18 protein-coding genes are annotated in these 20,145 nt (G+C 62.5%); 11 read left to right on the top strand and 7 right to left on the bottom strand.

Features of this window, described 5'->3' with window-relative positions:
- Nucleotides 1–84: 84 nt before the first annotated feature.
- The 3 genes from ACIPY3_RS10260 to ACIPY3_RS10250 all read left to right on the top strand — a co-directional run bounded on the left by ACIPY3_RS10260 (nt 85) and on the right by ACIPY3_RS10250 (nt 3,971).
- Nucleotides 85–1,371, top strand: coding sequence for an FG-GAP repeat domain-containing protein (locus ACIPY3_RS10260; RefSeq protein WP_400333436.1), 1,287 nt, complete (start codon nt 85–87; stop codon nt 1,369–1,371).
- 152 nt (nt 1,372–1,523) lie between these two features.
- Nucleotides 1,524–2,657: an FG-GAP-like repeat-containing protein gene (locus ACIPY3_RS10255; protein ID WP_400333434.1), complete on the top strand. Its 1,134-nt coding sequence runs from the start codon at nt 1,524–1,526 to the stop codon at nt 2,655–2,657.
- Nucleotides 2,658–2,795: 138 nt separating this feature from the next.
- Nucleotides 2,796–3,971, top strand: coding sequence for an FG-GAP repeat domain-containing protein (locus ACIPY3_RS10250; RefSeq protein ID WP_400333431.1), 1,176 nt, complete (start codon nt 2,796–2,798; stop codon nt 3,969–3,971).
- Nucleotides 3,972–3,976: 5 nt separating this feature from the next.
- Here ACIPY3_RS10250 and ACIPY3_RS10245 read toward each other — a convergent pair whose 3' ends face one another.
- Nucleotides 3,977–5,302 carry an MFS transporter gene (locus tag ACIPY3_RS10245; protein WP_400333429.1) on the bottom strand — a complete coding sequence of 442 codons (1,326 nt, stop codon included), beginning with the start codon at nt 5,300–5,302 and terminating at the stop codon, nt 3,977–3,979.
- A 156-nt stretch (nt 5,303–5,458) separates the two neighbouring features.
- Here ACIPY3_RS10245 and rraA point away from each other — a divergent pair, with 156 nt between their 5' ends.
- The 3 genes from rraA (at nt 5,459) to ACIPY3_RS10230 (ending at nt 9,652) form a co-directional block, all read left to right on the top strand.
- On the top strand, nt 5,459–5,932 hold the full coding sequence (gene rraA / locus ACIPY3_RS10240; protein ID WP_400333427.1) for a ribonuclease E activity regulator RraA: 474 nt from the start codon (nt 5,459–5,461) through the stop codon (nt 5,930–5,932).
- Nucleotides 5,933–6,063: 131 nt separating this feature from the next.
- On the top strand, nt 6,064–7,716 hold the full coding sequence (locus tag ACIPY3_RS10235; RefSeq protein WP_400333424.1) for an MDR family MFS transporter: 1,653 nt from the start codon (nt 6,064–6,066) through the stop codon (nt 7,714–7,716).
- Between the two features lie 469 nt (nt 7,717–8,185).
- Nucleotides 8,186–9,652, top strand: a complete 1,467-nt coding sequence (locus ACIPY3_RS10230) for a sugar porter family MFS transporter (RefSeq protein WP_400333421.1) — start codon at nt 8,186–8,188, stop codon at nt 9,650–9,652.
- Nucleotides 9,653–9,709: 57 nt separating this feature from the next.
- On the opposite strand, the gene ACIPY3_RS10225 is transcribed toward ACIPY3_RS10230, so the two are convergent.
- From ACIPY3_RS10225 to ACIPY3_RS10215, 3 genes are all read right to left on the bottom strand, one after another.
- A complete protein-coding gene (locus ACIPY3_RS10225; protein WP_400333418.1) occupies nt 9,710–10,933 on the bottom strand; it encodes an MFS transporter in 1,224 nt (407 codons plus the stop codon).
- 20 nt (nt 10,934–10,953) lie between these two features.
- Nucleotides 10,954–11,397 carry a MarR family winged helix-turn-helix transcriptional regulator gene (locus tag ACIPY3_RS10220; protein ID WP_400333416.1) on the bottom strand — a complete coding sequence of 148 codons (444 nt, stop codon included), beginning with the start codon at nt 11,395–11,397 and terminating at the stop codon, nt 10,954–10,956.
- 116 nt (nt 11,398–11,513) lie between these two features.
- Nucleotides 11,514–12,017, bottom strand: a complete 504-nt coding sequence (locus ACIPY3_RS10215; protein WP_400333413.1) for a GNAT family N-acetyltransferase — start codon at nt 12,015–12,017, stop codon at nt 11,514–11,516.
- Between the two features lie 105 nt (nt 12,018–12,122).
- Here ACIPY3_RS10215 and ACIPY3_RS10210 point away from each other — a divergent pair, with 105 nt between their 5' ends.
- From ACIPY3_RS10210 to cycA, 5 genes are all read left to right on the top strand, one after another.
- Nucleotides 12,123–12,452, top strand: a complete 330-nt coding sequence (locus ACIPY3_RS10210; protein WP_400333410.1) for a PadR family transcriptional regulator — start codon at nt 12,123–12,125, stop codon at nt 12,450–12,452.
- Between the two features lies 1 nt (nt 12,453).
- Nucleotides 12,454–12,819, top strand: a complete 366-nt coding sequence (locus ACIPY3_RS10205) for a DUF1048 domain-containing protein (protein ID WP_400333408.1) — start codon at nt 12,454–12,456, stop codon at nt 12,817–12,819.
- The gene (locus ACIPY3_RS10200; protein ID WP_400333406.1) at nt 12,816–13,622 is read left to right on the top strand and encodes an ABC transporter ATP-binding protein; all 807 of its coding nucleotides are present in this window, start codon (nt 12,816–12,818) and stop codon (nt 13,620–13,622) included. The genes ACIPY3_RS10205 and ACIPY3_RS10200 overlap by 4 nt, the downstream gene beginning before the upstream one ends.
- Nucleotides 13,619–14,380, top strand: a complete 762-nt coding sequence (locus ACIPY3_RS10195) for an ABC transporter permease (protein ID WP_400333403.1) — start codon at nt 13,619–13,621, stop codon at nt 14,378–14,380. The genes ACIPY3_RS10200 and ACIPY3_RS10195 overlap by 4 nt, the downstream gene beginning before the upstream one ends.
- Before the next feature lie 173 nt (nt 14,381–14,553).
- Nucleotides 14,554–16,014 (top strand): D-serine/D-alanine/glycine transporter, encoded by a 1,461-nt coding sequence (cycA, locus tag ACIPY3_RS10190; RefSeq protein WP_400333400.1) that lies wholly within the window; start codon nt 14,554–14,556, stop codon nt 16,012–16,014.
- Nucleotides 16,015–16,159: 145 nt separating this feature from the next.
- On the opposite strand, the gene ACIPY3_RS10185 is transcribed toward cycA, so the two are convergent.
- From ACIPY3_RS10185 to ACIPY3_RS10175, 3 genes are all read right to left on the bottom strand, one after another.
- Nucleotides 16,160–17,308, bottom strand: a complete 1,149-nt coding sequence (locus ACIPY3_RS10185; RefSeq protein ID WP_400333397.1) for a mannitol-1-phosphate 5-dehydrogenase — start codon at nt 17,306–17,308, stop codon at nt 16,160–16,162.
- Nucleotides 17,308–19,326 carry a PTS mannitol transporter subunit IICBA gene (locus ACIPY3_RS10180; RefSeq protein WP_400333394.1) on the bottom strand — a complete coding sequence of 673 codons (2,019 nt, stop codon included), beginning with the start codon at nt 19,324–19,326 and terminating at the stop codon, nt 17,308–17,310. The genes ACIPY3_RS10185 and ACIPY3_RS10180 overlap by 1 nt, the downstream gene beginning before the upstream one ends.
- Nucleotides 19,327–19,392: 66 nt before the next feature.
- The gene (locus tag ACIPY3_RS10175; RefSeq protein ID WP_144662142.1) at nt 19,393–20,115 is read right to left on the bottom strand and encodes a TetR/AcrR family transcriptional regulator; all 723 of its coding nucleotides are present in this window, start codon (nt 20,113–20,115) and stop codon (nt 19,393–19,395) included.
- Nucleotides 20,116–20,145: the final 30 nt, after the last annotated feature.

Below are 20,145 nucleotides of genomic sequence, written 5' to 3'. Positions count from 1 at the left end.
ATTCCCAGCTTTCTCCTTCCTCCATGTACTCTCTAGTCACTTACACCCGCCGGTTGTCTGTGGCCGGCTCGAATTGGGGGAACCATGGGGAGCACTCCTGTGCGCTTTGCACGCTCTTTACCGGCGGCGCTTATTGCCGGCATTCTCTTGCTCGGAGGGCTGGTCGCCGCACCCGCAGCACACGCTGATGACACTTTCGCTCCGGTGCCGGTAGCAGTATCAACGACGCCGGGATCCATCCCCCGTGGGGGCCACGCAACGTCCACGGTGACTTTCCAAGCCTTCGGCCCGATCGCCGAGGTCTACGTGGCGTTTCGGAACACGGTGAAGGGTACCTTTCACGAGCAGCTCACACGCGGCACCTACAATTCCGCCGATTCAACCTACACGTTCGATGTCTTCTTTGAGCAGGGAACGCCGCCTGGCACCTACCTTGCCCAGTACATGAACATCCAAACCGTCGCGGGTAACCAGGTGGGCTACTGGCGTGACGGTTCCATCTACAACCCGGGCAACCTCCCGGAGTCGGGAACGGTTCCCGTTGCCTTCAACGCCCTGGACTTCAGCTTCGACACCTCCGGGACCGTAGACCGGCCACACACCACCGGCGTCTATCGGGGTGCCGACCGGTATTGGGATCCATACACCATGGGCCTGTTCATCCGGGATTCATGGGGCCGCCTTGGCCTCTACCCGACGGGCGGAAACGGCACGTGGCAGCCGGCCTACGAGGTCGGCTCAGGCTGGCATATCTTCAACACCATGTTCACGGCCGGCGATTTCAACGGCGACGGGGAAAACGATGTCATTGCCCGGGACAGTGCTGGGTCATTGTTCCTCTACCCCTCAAATGGCTGGGGTGGTTGGCATCCACGCCAGCAGATCGGCTGGGGCTGGCATATTTTCAGTTCCATTTTCGCCGCCGGCGACTTCAACGGTGACGGCCACAACGACCTTCTGGCGCGCAAGACCAACGGTGAACTGGTGCTTTATCCGGGCAACGGACGCAGTGGTTTCCTTGCTGCCTCCACGGTCGGTTGGGGTTGGAACGGCATGACCTCGATCTTCTCCCCCGGCGACTTCGACGGCGACAAGAAGCCTGACGTCCTGGCCCGGGACAGCGCCGGAAACTTGGTTTTCTACGGCGGCAACGGCGTCGGAGGGTGGACCACCAGCCGGGTCATTGGCCAGGGCTGGAACGCCATCACGAAGCTCGGTGGTGCAGGAGATTTCGACGGCGACGGTGCCAACGATGTCTGGGGCATCGATTCCGCTGGCCAGATGCGCATGTACTACGGCAACGGCTCTGGTGGTTGGAAGAGCTTTGGGGTTGTCGGTTGGGGCTGGGGTGGCTTCAATGCAGTGTTCTAGGCGTGCGAGTGCGCACTGACTGGACACTCGGCTCAATGGATAAAAGGAATCCCATGAAACCAACCACCCGACTTCGCAGAACCACGTGTAACAACCCCAGGGTTCTCTTGGCCTTCATTGCATCGATGCTGACCTGCACGTTGACGGCACCTATGATGCCTGCCCACGCGGCGGAAACCCAGCAGGCGCCAATGGGGGATGTCTTCACGAATTACACTCCGCAATTGGGCGGTGACGCGACGGTGGGCGGACTGCTGAAAGTCGAACACTCTCCGATGTTGACCTTCGGGCCGGGGAGTGAGTCGCCTTCATACTCGTATTCGTGGGCCCGGGATGGAGTAACCATTCCCGGAGCGACCGGCCCTTCCTACCGCGCCCTCCAATCGGATCTCGGACATGTCATCGCCGCTTCGGTAACCATCACCTATGACCCGGAATCCAAAGTGACCATAGCCGCGCAGAGCCCTCTCAGAATCGCAGCCGCGGCCCGGACACGCGGATTCGACGGCGATGACGCCATGGACCTCTTTGCACGGGATGCGGCTGGCAGGCTGCTGCTCTATCCCACTGACGGTCATGGTCACTGGAAACCCGCAAGAGTCATCGGAACCGGTTGGAATATCTTCAACTATGTCCTGTCCCCGGGCGATTTTGACGGTGATGGAGCTATTGACGTTCTTGCGCGTGACCATCAAGGAAGGCTGTTTCTGTACCCAGGAAACGGTTCCGGAGGCTGGAAACCAGCATCCCAAGTCGGTCAGGGATGGCAGCTGTTCAATGAGTTGATGGCCGCCGGGGACTTTAATGGCGACGCCACGAACGACGTACTTGCCAGGGATGCCGCCGGACGTCTCTTCCTGTACCCCGGCAACGGGCGCGGCGGATGGCTTCCAGCCCGCCAAGTAGGCCAAGGCTGGAACGGCCTGGATTCGGTGGGAGCGGGACACTTCCTTGGTTCGTCCGACCTCGTCGTGCTTAGTCGATCATCAGCGGGAGACCTCCAAGTACGGACAACGAACCGCAACGGTTGGTTTGACCAGCACGGAACATCGGCCGGACTCGCAGGCATCATCGGCTGGGGCTGGCAGTCCGTCAGCAGGTTCGGCGCGGCAGGTGACTTCAACGGCGACGGATACGCGGACATCTACGGTATAGACCCGGACGGACGACTCACCATGTATTTGGGAGACACGTATTTCTTCTGGTGGTACGGTCTCAGCGGTTTCCGCTGGCAACCCTCAGCCGTTGTCGGCTGGGGCTGGGGTGGCTTCACTGCAGTGTTCTAGGCGTGCGCCCGTCCGGATCTGACCTTTCTGATCCGCTATTCGTCCTGCCGGCCAATCCGGTGCTTACTCCATGAGGAAATCTTGAAGTCTCTCAATTCCCCGCGCTCTCACGCTCTTCGTTGGCTCTCTTCGATTGTCGTGGCATCGGTCCTTGCCTGCGGCCTCCTGGCTTCCGGAGTGCCTGCCCAGGCTACCGTGCCTTCCGTGGCTGTGCCGTCGCGATACGTTTATGTCTCCACTCCACCGAAACTGGTTGGCGACCCCACGGTGGGTGGCCTCTTGAAAGTCGACATCGCGTCGACGTTCGCGTACGTTTCGCCTGCGGGCGGAACTCCTGCCGTTTCATACTCCTGGACCCGGGACGGCGTGGTCATCCCCGGCGCCAACGGCATCACGTACCGTGCTTCGTCCGCCGACTTGGGACGAGTCGTTGCCGCGAATCTCACAGTCACTTACGACGCCGAGTCGTCACTGACCGTTCAAGCCTCCCACCCCCTCCGCATCGCGGCGGCCCCCCGTGCACGTGGATTCAACGGTGACGGAACGCTGGACATCTTTGCTCGCGATACCTCCGGCCGTTTGTTGCTGTACCCCACTGACGGACGGGGAAACTGGCAAGCCCCGCAAGTCATCGGCACGGGGTGGAATGGATTCAACATGCTGGTCTCACCCGGAGATTTCGATGGCGATGGAACCGTGGATGTTCTGGCGCGCGATGGCCAAGGGCGCCTCTTCCTGTATCAGGGCAACGGATCGGGCGGATGGAAGAAGGCATTGCAAGTTGGCCAGGGTTGGCAAGGTTTTAAGGACCTCATTGCGCCGGGCGACTTCAACGGCGACGGCACAAATGACATTCTCGCGAAGGACTCCGCCGGGAACCTCTTCATGTACCCCGGCAATGGTCGAGGTGGATGGCTTACTCCGTACAAAATCGGTCCGGGCTGGGATGGCTACTACGCCGTAGGCGCGGGGCACTTCCTGGGCACTCCGAGCCTGGTGGTACTCACGCGGCCTTTCTGGGGAACGCTTGAGGTACGAAGCACCAACCGGAACGGGTGGTTTGAAGAATATGGAATGCCAGGCGGCTTCGGAGGATCCATTGGATGGGGCTGGGAGTCGGTGACACGAATCGGCATGGCAGGCGACTTCAATGGTGACGGTAATTCGGACGTTTACGGAATAGACAGCGCCGGACGCTTGAGCATGTATCTGGGTGACCCCTCTGGCTACAGCAACGCCGGCATATCCGGTTTCCGCTGGAAGGGCTCGCCCGTCGTCGGCTGGGGCTGGAACAGCTTCACCGCCGTCTTCTAGGCCGGCTACGCGACGCTCTTGATCTTCACCACGAACACCGCGCCCAGCAGGCCGATGACGGCGGCGGCTATGTACAGCGAGACGTAGCCGCCCCAGTAGGCAACAAACGGGAACGCTATGCTCGGCGCGATCACCTGCGGCAGCGAGTTCGCGATGTTGATGACCCCCAGGTCCTTTCCACGGTCCAACGCCGTGGGGAGGACCTGCGTGATTAAGGCGAAGTCCACGGCCAAGTAGGCGCCGAATCCAATGCCGAGGACAATCGCTCCGGCCAGCGCGCCGATCCAGGTCGGCGCAAAGGCGAGAATCAGCGACGCCACTGCGATGATCACCGACGATGCGATAACCAACGGCTTCCGCTTGCCCATCCGGTCGCTCAACCGGCCGCCGAGCACGCTCGTGATGATCACCGCCACAGCGTATAGCCCCGTCAGGATCAGGACGCCGAAAGCAGGATCAATGCCCTCGGTCTCCTTCAGGTGCACGGCGTCGCTCAGGAAGAACAGCAGATACAGGGTCACCATGTGGTTGCCCGTACTCACCAGCAGCCGCGTCAGCCAGGCCCATGCAAAATCCGGGTATCGTTTGGGCGACACCCAGAAGCTCCAGATGAACGCCCACACAGCGCGGAGGGCCGGCCGCAGCTTGAAGGGTTGCCTCGGCCGTTTGGGGATTGGCTGGTCGTTGTTCTTGAAGAGGTAAAGCACGACGCCGGCGAGCAGCGCCGCCGCGCACAGCCAGTAACCGAGTGCGAAGTTTCCAGCAACGACGGCGGCAATCACCGCGCCGACCAGGATGCCCACCGTTTGCCCCATGGCGGCAAGTCCGCCGACGGTACCGCGCTGCGCCACCGGGACGCGATCCGGGACGGCTGCCGTGATGGCGGCATACATTCCATTGGCACCGGCCTGGACCAGGCACCAGAGCACGGTCATGACCGCGACATTGGGGGCGCCGGCCAGTGCCACGAGGGCCACTGCGCCAAGGATCGCTCCCATGAGGACCCATGGCACCCGGCGGCCGTACTTCGACGTGGTGCGGTCGCTGAAGGCACCGAACAAGGGATTGGCCACCATTGAAACGGCTGCGCCACAGCCCGTCACCAGCGCCAGGATGGCTTCCTTCTGGCCGTCGTCAAAATGTGCCGCCTGTTGGCCCAGGAGCACTTGGAGGGGGCCGAAGAAGGCCGCGTTGATGCCGAGGTTGACCAGCACTACGCCGGTTACCCACAGCGAGCGGACACGTTGTACCGGCTCGGCGAGTGCCGTCGTCGTGTTGGCGCGTACCACGGCCGGATCAGGGACCGGCCCAGGCAGGTCGGACAGGCTCATGGCAGGTTCCCCCTAGGTCTGGATGCTTGGATTCAGCCTAGCGCGGCGACCGCTTACCTAACCCTTTGTGGCGGCCTTATCCACATAGCGTGGACAGGCCATGCGGGGCTCTGGAGGTGGGCCTTAGTGTGGTCTCAAACCCTAAAGGAGAAGCCCATGAGCGAGCATGTAAACACCGCCGACCTCTACGACGAACGCGGAGAGGAACTTGAGTCGATCTCAGTACAATTCCAGAATCTCGGCGGACAGTCCCATTTCAGCGGCCCAGTACGAACGGTGCGGTGCTTCGAAGACAATGCCTTGGTGAAGACCATCCTGAACACCCCGGGCGAGGGAGCCGTCCTGGTGGTGGACGGACACTCCTCGCTGCGCACCGCACTTATGGGGGACATGATCGCCGAGAGCGCCGTGGCCAATGGATGGGCGGGCGTCATTATCAACGGCGCTATCCGGGACCGGGTGGCCATGGGGCGATTGCCGCTTGGCGTCAAAGCCTTGGGCAGCAACCCCAGGAAGAGCGCCAAGACAGGTATTGGCGAGGTTGACGTGGATCTGGTGATCGACCGCGTCCGGATCCAGCCCGGAGTCATGATCTACAGCGATCCGGACGGCATCCTCGTAGAACGGTGAGGCATTGCCCGGACGTGGTTTACGGGGAGTTCGAAAAAAGTTTGGTGACCCGGGAATCAAACAGGCATTAGGATAGTTACTGAAAGCAACTATCCTGCTTAAAACCCACGCCTGCCTCTCTTGGAGAAGATATGTCCAACTCTGCGCCCGTCCGGGCCGCCGGTGAGGTGCTGACGCATCGTCAGACACTCACCGTCATGGTGGGACTCATGCTCGGCATGTTCCTGTCCTCGCTGGACCAGACCATCGTGTCCACGTCCATCTACACCATTGCCAACGACCTCGACGGCTTGTCCCTCCAGGCGTGGGCCACCACCGCATACCTCATTACCTCCACGGTCAGCACTCCGCTGTACGGCAAGCTCAGCGACATCTTCGGTCGCCGCCCGCTGTACCTGGCTGCCATCCTGATCTTCCTCGCTGGCTCCCTGTACGCGGGTTCCGTCCACTCCATGACCGAACTGGCGATCGCCCGCGGCGTCCAGGGCCTGGGCGCCGGTGGCCTGCTGGCTCTGGCGCTGACCATCATCGGCGACATTGTGGCGCTGAAGGACCGTGCCAAGTACCAGGGCTACTTCATGTCCGTCTTCGGCATCTCCTCCGTGCTGGGGCCTGTTATTGGTGGCGCCTTCGCCGGCGCCTCGAACATCCTGGGCTTCGACGGCTGGCGTTGGGTCTTCTTCATCAACCTGCCCATCGGCCTCGCCGCACTGGTGGTTGTGTTCCTGTTCCTGCACCTGCCGGCGCGGCACGTGAAGCAGAAGATCGACTACTGGGGTGCCGCAGCCATCACGCTCGCCATCGTTCCGCTCCTGCTTGTTGCTGAACAAGGCCGCGTGTGGGGCTGGACCTCGGGTGGTTCATGGCTTTGCTACGGACTCGGTGTCCTCGGCATCGTTGCCTTCCTTTTCGCAGAGAAGCGCGCCGGCGACTACGCCCTGATCCCGCTCCGCCTCTTCAAGAACGCCACGTTCGGGCTCTCCTCGCTGTTGAACTTCATCATCGGCATCGGCATGTTCGGCGCGATCGCCATGCTCCCCATGTACCTCCAGCTGGTCAAGGGCCTCACGCCTACCGAAGCCGGCCTCATGATGATCACGTTCACCGTGGGCATCCTGTTCGGCTCCATCACGGCCGGTCGGACCATTTCGTCCTCGGGCGTCTACCGCGTCTTCCCGATTCTGGGCACCTTCACCCTGGCCGCAGCGGCAGTGGTCATGGGCCTGGTCTTGGGCGTCGACACCGGTCTCTGGGTTCCCGGCCTGATCGCCGTGTTCTTCGGTGTTGGCCTGGGCTTCTGCATGCAGCCGCTGACGCTCGCCATGCAGGTTTCCGTACCACCGAAGGACATGGGCGTGGGCACCTCAACGGCCGCGTTCTTCCGTTCCATGGGTGGAGCCGTTGGCACCGCAGTGTTCATCTCCATGCTGTTCAGCCTTGCCGCGGACAAGATCGCGGACGGCATGAAGGCCGCCTCTTCCAGCCCGGACTACCAGGCCGTGCTGAAGGATCCGGCTGTGGCCGCCGATCCCGCGAACGCCAAGCTGTTCGACTTCTTCAAGAACGGCGCGAACAACGATTCCCTTAACGACACCAGTTGGCTGCACGCGGCCAACAGCACGCTGACCCGCCCCATCACCGAAGGCTTCGCACAGGCAATTGACACCGTGATGCTTACGGCGGCAGGCCTGATGGTCATTGCGTTCCTGATCAGCTTCGCGTTGCCGAACAAGAAGCTCACCGACCCCAAGTCGGCGGCGAAGGAATCCGTGGCAGCGCACTAGGATCAGAGGCCAGGCTCCTCAGAATTCAAAGCCAACATAGCAATGGGCGGGCAATCCATGGGTTGCCCGCCCTTTGCGCGTAAGAGGCCGGCTTCGTGCGCCCAGCGGATCCCGACGCGCTTCGAAGGTGCCATACCGGCGAGGGCTGAAGATGGTTTGAGTCCCGTAAAGATGACGACGGCGTTACCCGACTTAGGCGCCCGCGCCGCCTGCCGCCGTCGGGCACTTGCGTTAAAGAAGTTCAACCAAAGGGCCACTTCAGACGCCATTTGCACCCGCATCGGGCCATTGGTAGAACCTCAATGCTTCTTGAGTTCAGAAAGTGAATGCATGTCATGTCCGTGCCCATGACTGGAAGTTGCCCGATATGACGTGCCACACTGTGTAGCGCGCGTGCACCGGCGACCCGTCGGGCCGGCCGACGACGTCCCGCACTGTGAAACCCATTCCACTGCCGCAAGGGAGAACCATGTCCAGCTCAAGCACCGAAGGCGTGCCCCCAGTCTCCCGAAAAGTGGTGGGACTGGCTGTTGCGGGAGCGGTAGGTGGCTTCCTCTTCGGCTTCGACTCCTCCGTGGTCAACGGCGCCGTGGATGCCATGAAGGATGAATTCCTGCTGAGCGAGGCCGTCACCGGCTTCGCCGTGGCCATCGCCTTGCTCGGTTGTGCGCTGGGCGCCTACCTCGCAGGCAAGGTCGCTGACCGCTACGGCCGTATTCCTGCCATGAAGATTGGTGCACTTCTCTTCCTGGTGAGTTCCATTGGCACCGGCTTGGCCTTCGGAGTGTGGGACCTGATCTTCTGGCGCCTGGTGGGCGGACTCGGTATCGGCCTGGCGTCCGTGATTGCCCCGGCCTACATCTCGGAGATCTCGCCCCGCCATGTCCGTGGCCGGCTGGCATCCCTGCAGCAGCTGGCGATCACCACCGGCATCTTCGCCGCACTCTTGTCCGACGCCCTGCTGGCCAACTCGGCAGGCAGCGCCGGAAACATTTTCTGGTTCGGGATCGAGGCGTGGCGTTGGATGTTCATCGCTTGCGCCGTTCCGGCCGCGGTGTACGGATTGATTGCCTTCAGGTTGCCGGAGTCCCCGCGCTTCCTGGTGCTCAACGGCAAAGATGAGCAAGCCATGACCGTCTTCAAGGCCATCATGCCGAACGACGACATCGACCGGCACATCCGCGAGATCAAGGAATCTATCCACGAGGACGAACTGTCCAGCAAGAAAGGCTCCCTGCGCGGCAAGGCGTTCGGCCTGCAGCCCGTGCTGTGGATCGGCATCATCCTGTCCGTACTGCAGCAATTCGTGGGCATCAACGTGATCTTCTACTACTCCACCACACTTTGGAAGGCCGTGGGCTTCCAGGAGAAGGATTCACTCACCATCTCCGTGGCCACCTCGGTGACCAACATCCTTGTGACGCTCGTTGCCATTGCGCTCGTGGACCGCGTGGGCCGCCGTCCGATCCTGCTCACCGGATCCATTGGCATGGCAGTCTCCCTGGGCGTCATGGCCGTGGCGTTCTCCTCGGCCACCGGCTCGGGTACGGACATCACCCTTCCCGGCGGATGGGGACCGGCAGCCCTGATCGCGGCCAACGTCTTCGTGATCAGCTTCGGCGCCTCGTGGGGCCCGCTGGTCTGGGTCCTGCTGGGCGAGATCTTCCCGTCCCGGATCCGGGCCCGCGCACTGGGCGTGGCCGCTGCCGCGCAGTGGATCGCCAACTTTGCCATCACGCTCAGTTTCCCGATCATGGCCGCAGGTTCGCTGCCGCTGACGTACGCCATGTACGCGGCTTTCGCGGCGGCGTCGTTCTTCTTTGTCATGTTCAAGGTGCCGGAGACCAACGGCATGTCCCTGGAACAGGCCGAAACCTTGTTCGTCCCGAAGGGTGCGCCGGTCTCGCCGCTGCCCACCGGCGAGGAACCCAAGTAAGTAGCAGTAGAGCGCGTTTTGACGGCTCAAAACGCGCTCTACTGCTACCCAGTTGGGCTACACCAGGTGCGGTTCGTGCGACTTCAGGTAGCTGCGCCCGCCGAAGGCCACCAGGATCGCAATGATCATGGCCACGGCACCTGCGAAGAACGGAACCTGCGGGCCGAAGTGCTCGCCAAGCTGGGCCGCGGCGAACGGCGCCAGCGCGCCACCCATCCAGCGGACAAAGTTGTAGCCGGCCGACGCAACGGGGCGCGGTGAATCGGAGACGCCCATGGCCAGTTCGGTGTAGATCGTATTGTTGATGCCCAGCAGGGCACCCGCCACGATGACAAGCACGACGACGGCAGGCACCGAGTGCCCCGCGGCCAGTCCCAGCCCGATCAGGTCGAGCATGAGGACGAACAGCGTGCCGGTCAGGACCTTGACGGCGCCGAATCGCTTCTGCAGCACCGGCGCGACGAAGACCGAGAACACGGCGACAGCCACGCCCCAGCCGAAAAACACTCCGCCGATTCCATAGGCGTCCATGCCCAGGATGAAGGGCGTGAAGGCCAAGATGGTGAAGAAGCCGTAGTTGTAGAAGAGTGCGCTGGCAGCCGTGGTGCTGAGGCCCTTGTGCCCGAGTGCCAAAAGCGGATCCCTCAGCCGGGATTTCTTCGCCGGGGCAGGAGTCTTGGGGAGCAGCGCAAGCAGGGCAATGAAGGCCGCAGCCATGAGAACGGCAGTTCCGAAGAACGGAGCGCGCCACTGCCAGCCACCCAGGAGTGCGCCGAGCAACGGGCCCAGGGAGATACCGAGGCCAAGGGCGGCTTCATAGAGAATGATCGCCGTCCCGGTGCCACCGCTGGCCACACCGACAATAACGGCCAACGCTGTAGCGACGAACAGGGCGTTACCCAGTCCCCAACCGGCGCGGAACCCCACCAACTGCTCAACACTGCCGGAGAGCCCGGACAACGACGCAAACACTACGATCACGGCGAGCCCGATCAGCAGGGTCTTCTTGCCACCGATGCGCGAGGACACGAATCCGCTGATCAACATCGCGATGGCCGTCACCAGGAAGTAGCTGGTGAAGAGCAACGAGACCTCGCTGGTGGAAGCCTGCAGGTTCTTGGCGATGGCGGGCAGGATGGGGTCCACCAGGCCGATGCCCATGAACGCGAACACGGCGGCGAGGGCGGTGGCCCACACGGCTTTGGGCTGCTTGAGGAAGGAAACCTTCTCGGCTTCCAGGGTGTTTTCGGCGCTTGTTGCGTCAGCCAGTTGGCGTGACATGCGGTTGTGCTCCTATCGGACTAATTCTGGAATGAGTTGTTGAGCTTGGTGATCACGGGGAGTGCCGCGGTGAGCTGTTCGATTTCGTCGGAGGTGAGCTCTTGCAACAGTTCGGCGACCATGGCGTTCCGCCGGTGGTTGGCGGATTCGACGGCGGCAAGCCCGGCTTTTGTGGTGACCACCTGAACGGCACGTGAGTCGTGCGGGTCCGGTTGGCGGTTGACGAGGCCGCCGCGCTCAAGCTTGATGATCTGTTCCGTTGCGCTCGGTACCTTGATCCCCAGGTTCCGGGCGATGTCCCCGACGCGGAGCCCGCCGTCGGAAATCATTGACAGCAAGCTGAGCTGGGCCGCAGTGAGTTCGCCCTCAGGGTCCAGGCGGCGGAACATGTACACGCCCAAACGCAGGGCTTCGCGGAAGTCCTGCGCGAGATCGAGAAGCCGGGGATCAAATGCTTTCGTCATATTTAGGTAGCCTAATAGTTAGGGTACCTAATAGTCAAGTTCCAGCGCACCCATCTGGATCGCATTAGTGCGCGTTTTCAGCGGTCAAAACGCGCACAACTGCGACTCAGTTGGGTTCAGAGGGTGAGCTTCATGCCCTCATGGCTCGAGACAAACCCGAGCCGTTCGTAGAAGCGGTGCGCGGCCGTGCGGGATTTATCAGTGGTGAGCTGGACCAGGGCGCAGCCACGCTCGCGGGCTTGGTCGATGGCCCACTGGATCATCAGCGCGCCAACCCCTTGCCCGCGCAGTTCGCCGGAAACCCTCACGGCCTCGATCTGCGAGCGCCAGGAACCTTTGCGGGACAGGCCGGGGAGATAGCTGAGCTGGAAGGTGGCCACTACCTCGCCTGACAACTCCCCCACCACCAGCAGGTGGGCCGGATCGGCGTCGATCGCGTCAAAGGCGGCCACATATGGCGCCAGGTCGTCGGCATTCTCGCGACTGGCACCCAACTGGTCGTCCGCAAGGAGGCGCAGGATGGCGGGCAGGTCACCTTTGGCTGCGCGGCGAAGCGTGAAGGTTCCGGAGTCGACGGCGGCAGTCATCAAAGCGGGCACGGCGGCAGGGTTGGTGGTCATTTCCCCAGCATGCCATTTAAGTTGCAACTCAGTATTGCTAAGTACCGGTACTCAGTTCTACTATGTAGTGGTAGTCAGTAATACCGAGTAGTGAGGAGGTGTCCGATGGGCAAGCAAATGACGGAGATGCTCAAGGGGACACTGGAGGGCATTGTCCTGGCCCTCCTGACCGGGAAACCGGCGTACGGATACGAAATCACCACGCTCCTCCGGGCGCAGGGATTCACCGAGATCGCTGAAGGCACGGTCTACGCCCTGCTGGTCAGGATCGAGCAGAAGGGCCTGGTGGACGTCGAGAAACGTCCCTCCGAAAAGGGCCCGCCGCGCAAGGTCTACACGCTCAACGCCAAGGGCGAAAACGAACTGGACGATTTTTGGAACACCTGGAGCTTCTTGTCCGAACGGCTCGAAGAACTCCGCAAGGAAGGAAACTGACATGGCAGCAAAATGGATCGAACTGGTCACCGGATCACTCGAACAGAAGAAGCAGTTCAAGCAGGCCAGGGCCCGGCTGGAAGCCCTTCCGGAGCCATATGTCACCGTAGCCACAGCCTTTAACCGGTACCTCATGTACTACGGCGGCGTGACCGAAGGCGACACCATGGTGCAGATGTTCGTCGACCTCGCTGACCTCTGGGAACGCGCCGCGATCGACGGTACCCCGGTGAGCGACATCGTGGGAGAAGACCCCATCGAATTCGCAGAAGCGTTCGCCCAGGCCTACGGCGGGAAGCGATGGATCGACAAGGAACGCGACCGCCTCATCAAAGCCGTCGACAAGGCGAAGGAGAAGGAGTCATGACTACCGCAGTCCAGGCATCACCGGCCATCCGCGTGCAGGGAATCGAGAAATCCTACAAGGACCTGCATGTGCTGCAGGGAGTGGACTTCGAGGTGGCCCCGGGCAGCATCTTCGCCCTGTTGGGATCCAACGGCGCCGGCAAGACCACCATGGTCAAGATCCTGTCAACGCTCCTCACAGCGGATGCCGGGGCTGCCGCCGTCGAAGGTTTCGACGTCGCGGCCGAACCGCTCAAGGTGCGCGAGTCCATCAGCCTCACCGGACAGTTCGCCGCCGTGGACGAGATCCTCTCCGGAAAGGAGAACCTGGTGCTCGTGGCCAAGCTGCGGCACCTCAAGGACCCCGGGCAAGTGGCCGATGGGCTGCTGGAGCAGTTCAACCTCACGGAAGCCGGGAGCCGAAAAGTGGCCACGTACTCCGGCGGCATGCGTCGCCGGCTGGACATCGCCATGAGCCTGATTGGCAGCCCCAAGGTGATCTTCCTGGACGAACCCACCACGGGTCTCGACCCGGAGGCGCGCCTTGACGTGTGGCAGATCGTCAAGAACCTCGCCAGGCAAGGAACCACGGTCCTGCTGACCACTCAGTACTTGGACGAGGCCGAGCACCTTGCGGACCGGATCGCCATCCTTCACCAAGGGCGCATCATTGCCAACGGAACCCTCGCGGAGCTGAAGCAGCTCCTGCCACCGGCCACGGTGGAGTACGTCGAGAAGCAGCCCACGCTGGAAGAGATCTTCCTGGCACTGGTGGGAACCAGCGGCGTCGCGGAAAGCCACGAAACAGCAAAGGAACGGTCATGAGCACGCACTTCCTCGCAGATACCTCCGTCCTGACCGGTCGCTCGATGCGCCACATCTTCCGGAGCGTGGACACCATCATCACCACCGCCATCACACCGATCGCCCTGATGCTGCTGTTCGTCTACGTCTTCGGTGGTGCGATCAGGACCGGCACGGAAAACTACGTCAACTACCTCCTGCCAGGCATCATGTTGATCGCCATCGCCTCGGGGATCGCCTACACCGCCGTCCGGCTGTTTTCGGACATGCAGGGCGGCATCTTCGAGCGGCTCCAGTCCATGCCGATCGCGCGGTCTTCCGTCCTGTGGGCCCACGTGCTGACGTCGCTCGTGGCCAACGGGTTGTCCTTGGTGATCATCGTGGGCGTTGCCCTGCTCATGGGCTTCCGGACCTCGGCAAGTGTGCTGGATTGGCTGGCCGTGGCCGGAATACTGGCACTCTTCACCCTGGCGTTGACCTGGATCGCCATCATCGCGGGACTGACTGCCAAGTCCTTTGATGGCGCTGGCGGGTTCTCCTACCCGCTGATCTTCCTGCCGTTCATCAGCTCGGCGTTCGTTCCCACGGACACCATGCCGGGCCCGGTGCGCTCGTTCGCCGAGAACCAACCGGTCACGTCAATCGTCAACACCATCCAGAACATCTTCGCGCTGCGACCCGTGGGAACGGACATCTGGGTAGCCCTCGCCTGGTGCCTGGGGATCCTGGTGTTGGCCTACGCGTTCGCGGCAAGGGTGTACCGGCGCAAGATCTCCTGATCTCCGGAAGTGAAACAAAGGAACCAACGGCCTAAGCTCCCCTGTCCACAGCGGGAGCTTTCGCCATGCAGACCGATTCGCCATTTGTCAGACATAAGTTATAGCTTTACAGAACCAAATTTGTAACGGCCGTCACCATTTTGACGGTTCTGCCGAAGGGTTCTTGAACACTCATGTCCGACCAGACAACAACCGGGCAGCGCGCTGCCTCCAGCAGGGACGCCGAGCCCCATCTGTCACGCTCGCTCAGCAACCGCCATATCCAACTCCTGGCCATCGGCGGTGCGATCGGCACCGGGCTGTTCATGGGCTCCGGCAAGACCATCTCGGTGGCCGGTCCCTCGGTGATCTTCGTTTACATGATCATCGGCTTCATGCTCTTTTTCGTCATGCGGGCCATGGGGCAACTCCTGCTGTCCAACCTGAACTACAAGTCCTTCAGCGACTTCGCCGGCGACCTCTTGGGACCGTGGGCCGGCTTCTTCACCGGCTGGACCTATTGGTTCTGCTGGGTTGTCACGGGCGTTGCAGACGTCATCGCGATTGCCGGTTACGCGAACGAACTCTGGCCAGGCATTCCCCTGATGATCCCCGGGTTCGCGACCATTGCCATCCTCTTGTTGCTGAACCTGCCCACGGTGAAGGCGTTCGGTGAGACCGAGTTCTGGTTCGCCCTCATCAAGATCGTGGCCATCGTTGCACTGATCGTGGTTGGCCTGGTCCTGATCTTCACCGGTTTCCAGTCCCCCGCCGGCACGGCCAGCTTCACCAACCTCTGGAGCCACGGCGGGTTCTTCCCCAAGGAATTCATGGGCTTCGTTGCCGGCTTCCAGATTGCTGTCTTCGCGTTCGTGGGCATTGAACTGGTGGGCACGGCCGCAGCCGAGACAAAGAACCCCGAGCACAACCTTCCCCGCGCCATCAACGCCATCCCACTGCGCGTCATGCTCTTCTACGTCGGCGCCCTCATCATCCTGATGTCCGTTACCCCCTGGACGGAGTTCAAGGCCGGGCACAGCCCGTTCATCGCCATGTTCTCCCTTGCGGGCCTTGGCATGGCTGCCACGGTGGTGAACCTGGTGGTGCTCACCTCCGCAATGTCCTCGGCCAACTCCGGCATCTACTCCACGTCCCGCATGGTCTTCGGCCTCGCGAACGACGGCGACGCCCCCAAGGTCTTCGGCAGGCTCTCCAGCCGTAAGGTACCCCAGAACGCGTTGTTCCTCTCCTGCGTCCTGCTGCTCTCCGGCGTCGCGCTTCTCTACTTGGGCAAGGACGTGGGAGCAGCCTTCGACATGGTGACCACTGTGTCCGCCGTCTGCTTCATGTTCGTTTGGTCGATCATCCTGGCCAGCTACCTCGTGTACCGCAAGCGCCGCCCCGAGCAGCATGCGGCCTCGCCGTTCAAGATGCCTGGCGGCGTGGTGATGGTCTGGGTGGTCTTCGCCTTCTTCGCTTTCCTGGTTTGGGCGCTGACCACGCAGCCTGACACGCTGACTGCCCTGCTGGTGACCCCCGCTTGGTTCGCGATCCTCGGTATTGCCTACGCCATGGTCCGCCGCTCGCCCCTCCACCAGGCCCGCGTGGCCGAATGGAAGGCAATGGCGCAGCGCGAAACCGCGGCAGCGCGCTAAGTCCACAACGCAGAAAAGCCCGACGTCGGCACTCATGTTGAGTGCCGACGTCGGGCTTTCTTGCGCTTCGGTGAGAGAGCGTCCCCCAGATCGGGAGGGTCGGTGAGAGAGCGTCCAGGAAAAACGGGCGGAAGGTGAGAGAGCGTTAGAGCTCCGCCTTGCGGTCCTCCACCAGTTTCTGGACTGCCGCGAACAGCGGGTGCGACGGCGTCAGTTCCGTGACCCGTTCGACGACGGCGGCCGCGTCCAGTTCCGCAAGGAGGTTGGCGAGCTCCACGGCCTCGTCATCGGACCCATCGTCGAAACGGAGGGCCGCGGACATGGCCTCAAGCAGTGCCGAAGGAGTCACGCCCCGCTCGGCGAGCTCCGCAGCGGGACCGATGAAGCGCTCGTGCCGGCCCAGTTTCCGCAAAGGAGCACGGCCAACGCGAACCACCGTGTCCGGCAGGTGCGGGTTGGTGAAGCGGGACAGGATCTTCTGCACGTACGCTTCCTGCTCGGCCTCGACGAAGCCGTGCTTCGCCACCAGCAGTTCCTTTGTTTCTTCCAGGACAGCCCGGACCTTCGCGGCGACGGACGGATCGGCCATGGCGTCGGAGATCTTTTCCAGCCCAGCTTGGTAGCCGAAGTAGGCCGCGGAGGCGTGGCCCGTGTTCACCGTGAAGAGCTTGCGCTCGATGTACGGTCCCAGCTCATCAACGAACGTCGCGCCCGGGATGACGGGCGGGTTGGCGCCGAAGGGCGTCCGGTCGATGACCCATTCGTAGAAGGTCTCCACCGTGACGTCCAGTCCCTGGCCCGGATCCTGGTTGGGAACGATCCTGTCCACGGCAGTGTTGGCGAAAACGGCCACGGAGTCCAAGTCCCCCGCGGAATCGTCCCAGGCCGCCCGGACCTCCACGTGCAGGAGGTCCGTGGCATTGATGGCGTTCTCGCATGCCATCACCTGGAGGGGAGGCAGGTCCGCGGGCCGTGCGGCCAGCCCGCGGGCGATCACGGGGGCCACGAACTTCAGGATGTGCGGCCCCACCGCCGTGGTGACCACATCCGCCGTCGAGATTTCCTCCACGACGGCTGCTTCCTCGGTGCTCGAGTTCAGCGCACGGAAGCCGTCCACGGTCTTCACCGCGGCGTTCTCGCCAACCTCGTGCACCTGGTAGCTGTCCGCCGAGGCCAGCTGGCTGATCAGGGCGTCTGCGACATCCGCGAACACCACCTCATAGCCGGCCTCGTGCAGCAGCAGCCCCACAAATCCTCGTCCAATATTGCCCGCCCCAAAATGGACTGCCTTCACTATGCGTTGACCTTTCCGAACAGCTCCAGGACTTCCTCAACCGTGGTGGCCTCCTCCAACTGGGCGACCTGGGCCTTGTTGGTGAAGATCTTCGCGATGGAGGACAGGATGTGGAGGTGCTCATTGTTGATGCCGGCAACACCGACCACGAACTTCACTTGCTTGCCGCCCCAGTCGATGCCTTCCGGGTAACGGACGATCGAAACGGCCGAGTGCTTGATGTGGTCCTTGGCGTCGTTGGTACCGTGCGGGATGGCCAGGAAGCTGCCCATGTACGTGGACACGGATTCTTCGCGTTCGTGCATGGCGTGGACATAGCTGACGTCCACGGCGCCACGGTCCAGCAGGAGCTGGCCGGCCTCGTCGATCGCGGAATCGCGGTCACGGGCAGTGCCGTTCAGGGTGACGCTCTCGGCCAAGAGCACGCCCTTGCCTCCGACGGCGGCACCCGGCTCAGCGGCATGCGCACCGTGGCTGGGGGCTGCTTCCGCTTCGGCAGCGCTGCTTGGGTGTGCGGCTGCGGGTCCGTCGGTGTTGCTGGTCTTCACGAGCTCCACGATTTCGTCGTACTTGGGGCTGTTCATGAAGTTGTCCACGGAGTAATGCACTGCGCTGGAGGTCTTCGGCTGGGCACGTTCGGTGAGGTCCTGGTGCGTGACCACAACGTCGTAGGTATCGCTCAGGTTGGCGATGGCCGAGTTGGTGACCTTGACGTCCGGGAAGCCCGCTGCCTTGATCTTGTTGCGCAATACCGAGGCTCCCATGGCGCTGGAACCCATGCCGGCGTCGCAGGCGAACACGATGTTCTGGACGGGGCGGGTGAGCACGGCTACGTCGCTGCGGCCGCCGCTCTCGCCAACCAGGGCCGAGGAAACGGAGCTCTTCTTGCCCTTCATGGCTTCCATGCGGGACGTTGCTGCTGAGAGGTCATCCTCGCCCTTGTTCTTGGACGTACGCAGGATCAGGGAGGCGATCAGGAACGAGACCGTGGTGGCCAGGACCACAGCCAGGATCACGCCGAAGTAGCTGTCGCGGGCGGTCTGGGCAATGACGGCGATGATGGAACCCGGGGCAGCCGGAGCCACCAGGCCGGAGTTGGTCAAGGCCAGGGTTGCAATACCGGTCATGCCGCCACCGATGGCTGCGAGGATCAGGATCGGCTTCATCAGGACGTACGGGAAGTAGATCTCGTGGATACCGCCGAGGAAGTGGATGATGGCGGCACCCGGAGCCGAAGCCCGGGCTGCACCGCGGCCAAAGAACATGTAGGCCAGCAGGATGCCCAAGCCAGGGCCGGGGTTGGCTTCGAGCAGGAACAGGATGGATTTGCCCTGCTCCAGGGACTGCTGGACGCCGAGCGGGGTCAGCACGCCGTGGTTGATGGCGTTGTTGAGGAACAAGACCTTGGCGGGCTCGATGAAAATGCTGGTCAGGGGCAGGAGGCCGTTGTCCACCAGGAACTGGACCACGTTGCCGGCGCCCTTGCTGAATCCGGAGACCAGCGGCGAAATGCCGTAGAACCCGAGCAGGGCCAGGGCCGCTCCCCAGATACCGGCGGAGAAGTTGTTGACCAGCATCTCGAAGCCCGGGCGGATCTTGCCGTCCCACAGGCGGTCGAGTTGCTTGATGGTCCAGCCACCCAGCGGCCCCATGATCATGGCGCCGATGAACATCGGAATACCGGCCCCGACGATCACACCCATGGTTCCGATGGCACCCACCACGCCGCCACGGACGTCGTAGACCATCTTGCCGCCGGTGTACGCGATCAGCAGCGGCAGCAGGTACGTGATCATCGGGCCAACCAGGCCCACATTGGCAACACCCTCGGCGTTGGTGCCGAAGCCACCGAGCTGGGGCACGGGGATGTAGCCCTTCTCAATGAAGAGGGCCGTAATCAGGCCCCAGGCGATGAAGGCTCCGATGTTGGGCATGATCATGCCGGACAGGAAGGTTCCGAACTTTTGGACGCCAACGCGCAGGCTGGTGCGGGGCTTCGCAACGGTCTCTGTTGCCATGTGAATTCCTAACGTGTGTCCCGCGGCGGCGCGGGGTCAGTCGATATAGATCGAGAGAGGACAGCTTTAGGAGCTGCTGGAAATGCGGTGAAGCCACTCAAGGAAGAGCTTCAGTTCAGAGCTGGACAGTTGGTCTGAATGCGAGGCCTGCAGTGCCGCGTTCAGGGCGATTGCCGCAACAACCACGGAGGACTTACCGGAGTCCTCCGCTGCGGCGCCACGGGCTGTGTCCGTGGAGACGGCGAAAATCATGGAATCCCGGGTCATGGTTGAGAGCTCCAGGTTCCGGTCTTCCACCGGTTCGGCGATAAGCATGAGCGTGACGCCCACGTTGGCCGCGAGGATACTGCGTGCCGCCTCGCGGGGCGGCACATTGATCTGACCTGCGATGGCGGCCTTGTTCAGCATTTCCTCGAGGAGTGCTTCAGCATCGGCCACGATGGCTGGGCGGCTCTCCGGACGGATATTGCCGAACATCACCAGGTACAGATGGGGCTGGGTGAGGCCGAACTGGACGTGGTTGTCCCACATCCGCCGCACGTCCTCCAAGGGTTCCCCGGACGGTGCAAAATCGCGCTCCCCTGCCACGTACTCTTCAAAGCCGGCCGAAACGACGGCATCGAACAGGCCTTCCTTGTCGCCAAAGTGGTGGTAGAGCGTAGGCGCCGTAACCCCCGCAAGCTTGGTGATCTGGCGCGTTGAGACCGCTGACCCCTCCGAATTCGCCAGCAATTCGGCAGCTGCGCGAAGCAACCGAATTTTCGGCGGAAGCTGGTCATCGAAACTCATAACCGCTACCCTAGCACCTATAGCGTTGCT

The organism is Paenarthrobacter sp. NPDC089714 (assembly GCF_044748905.1).
Lineage (GTDB): Bacteria > Actinomycetota > Actinomycetes > Actinomycetales > Micrococcaceae > Arthrobacter.
This window is presented reverse-complemented; position numbering and strand designations above follow the sequence as displayed.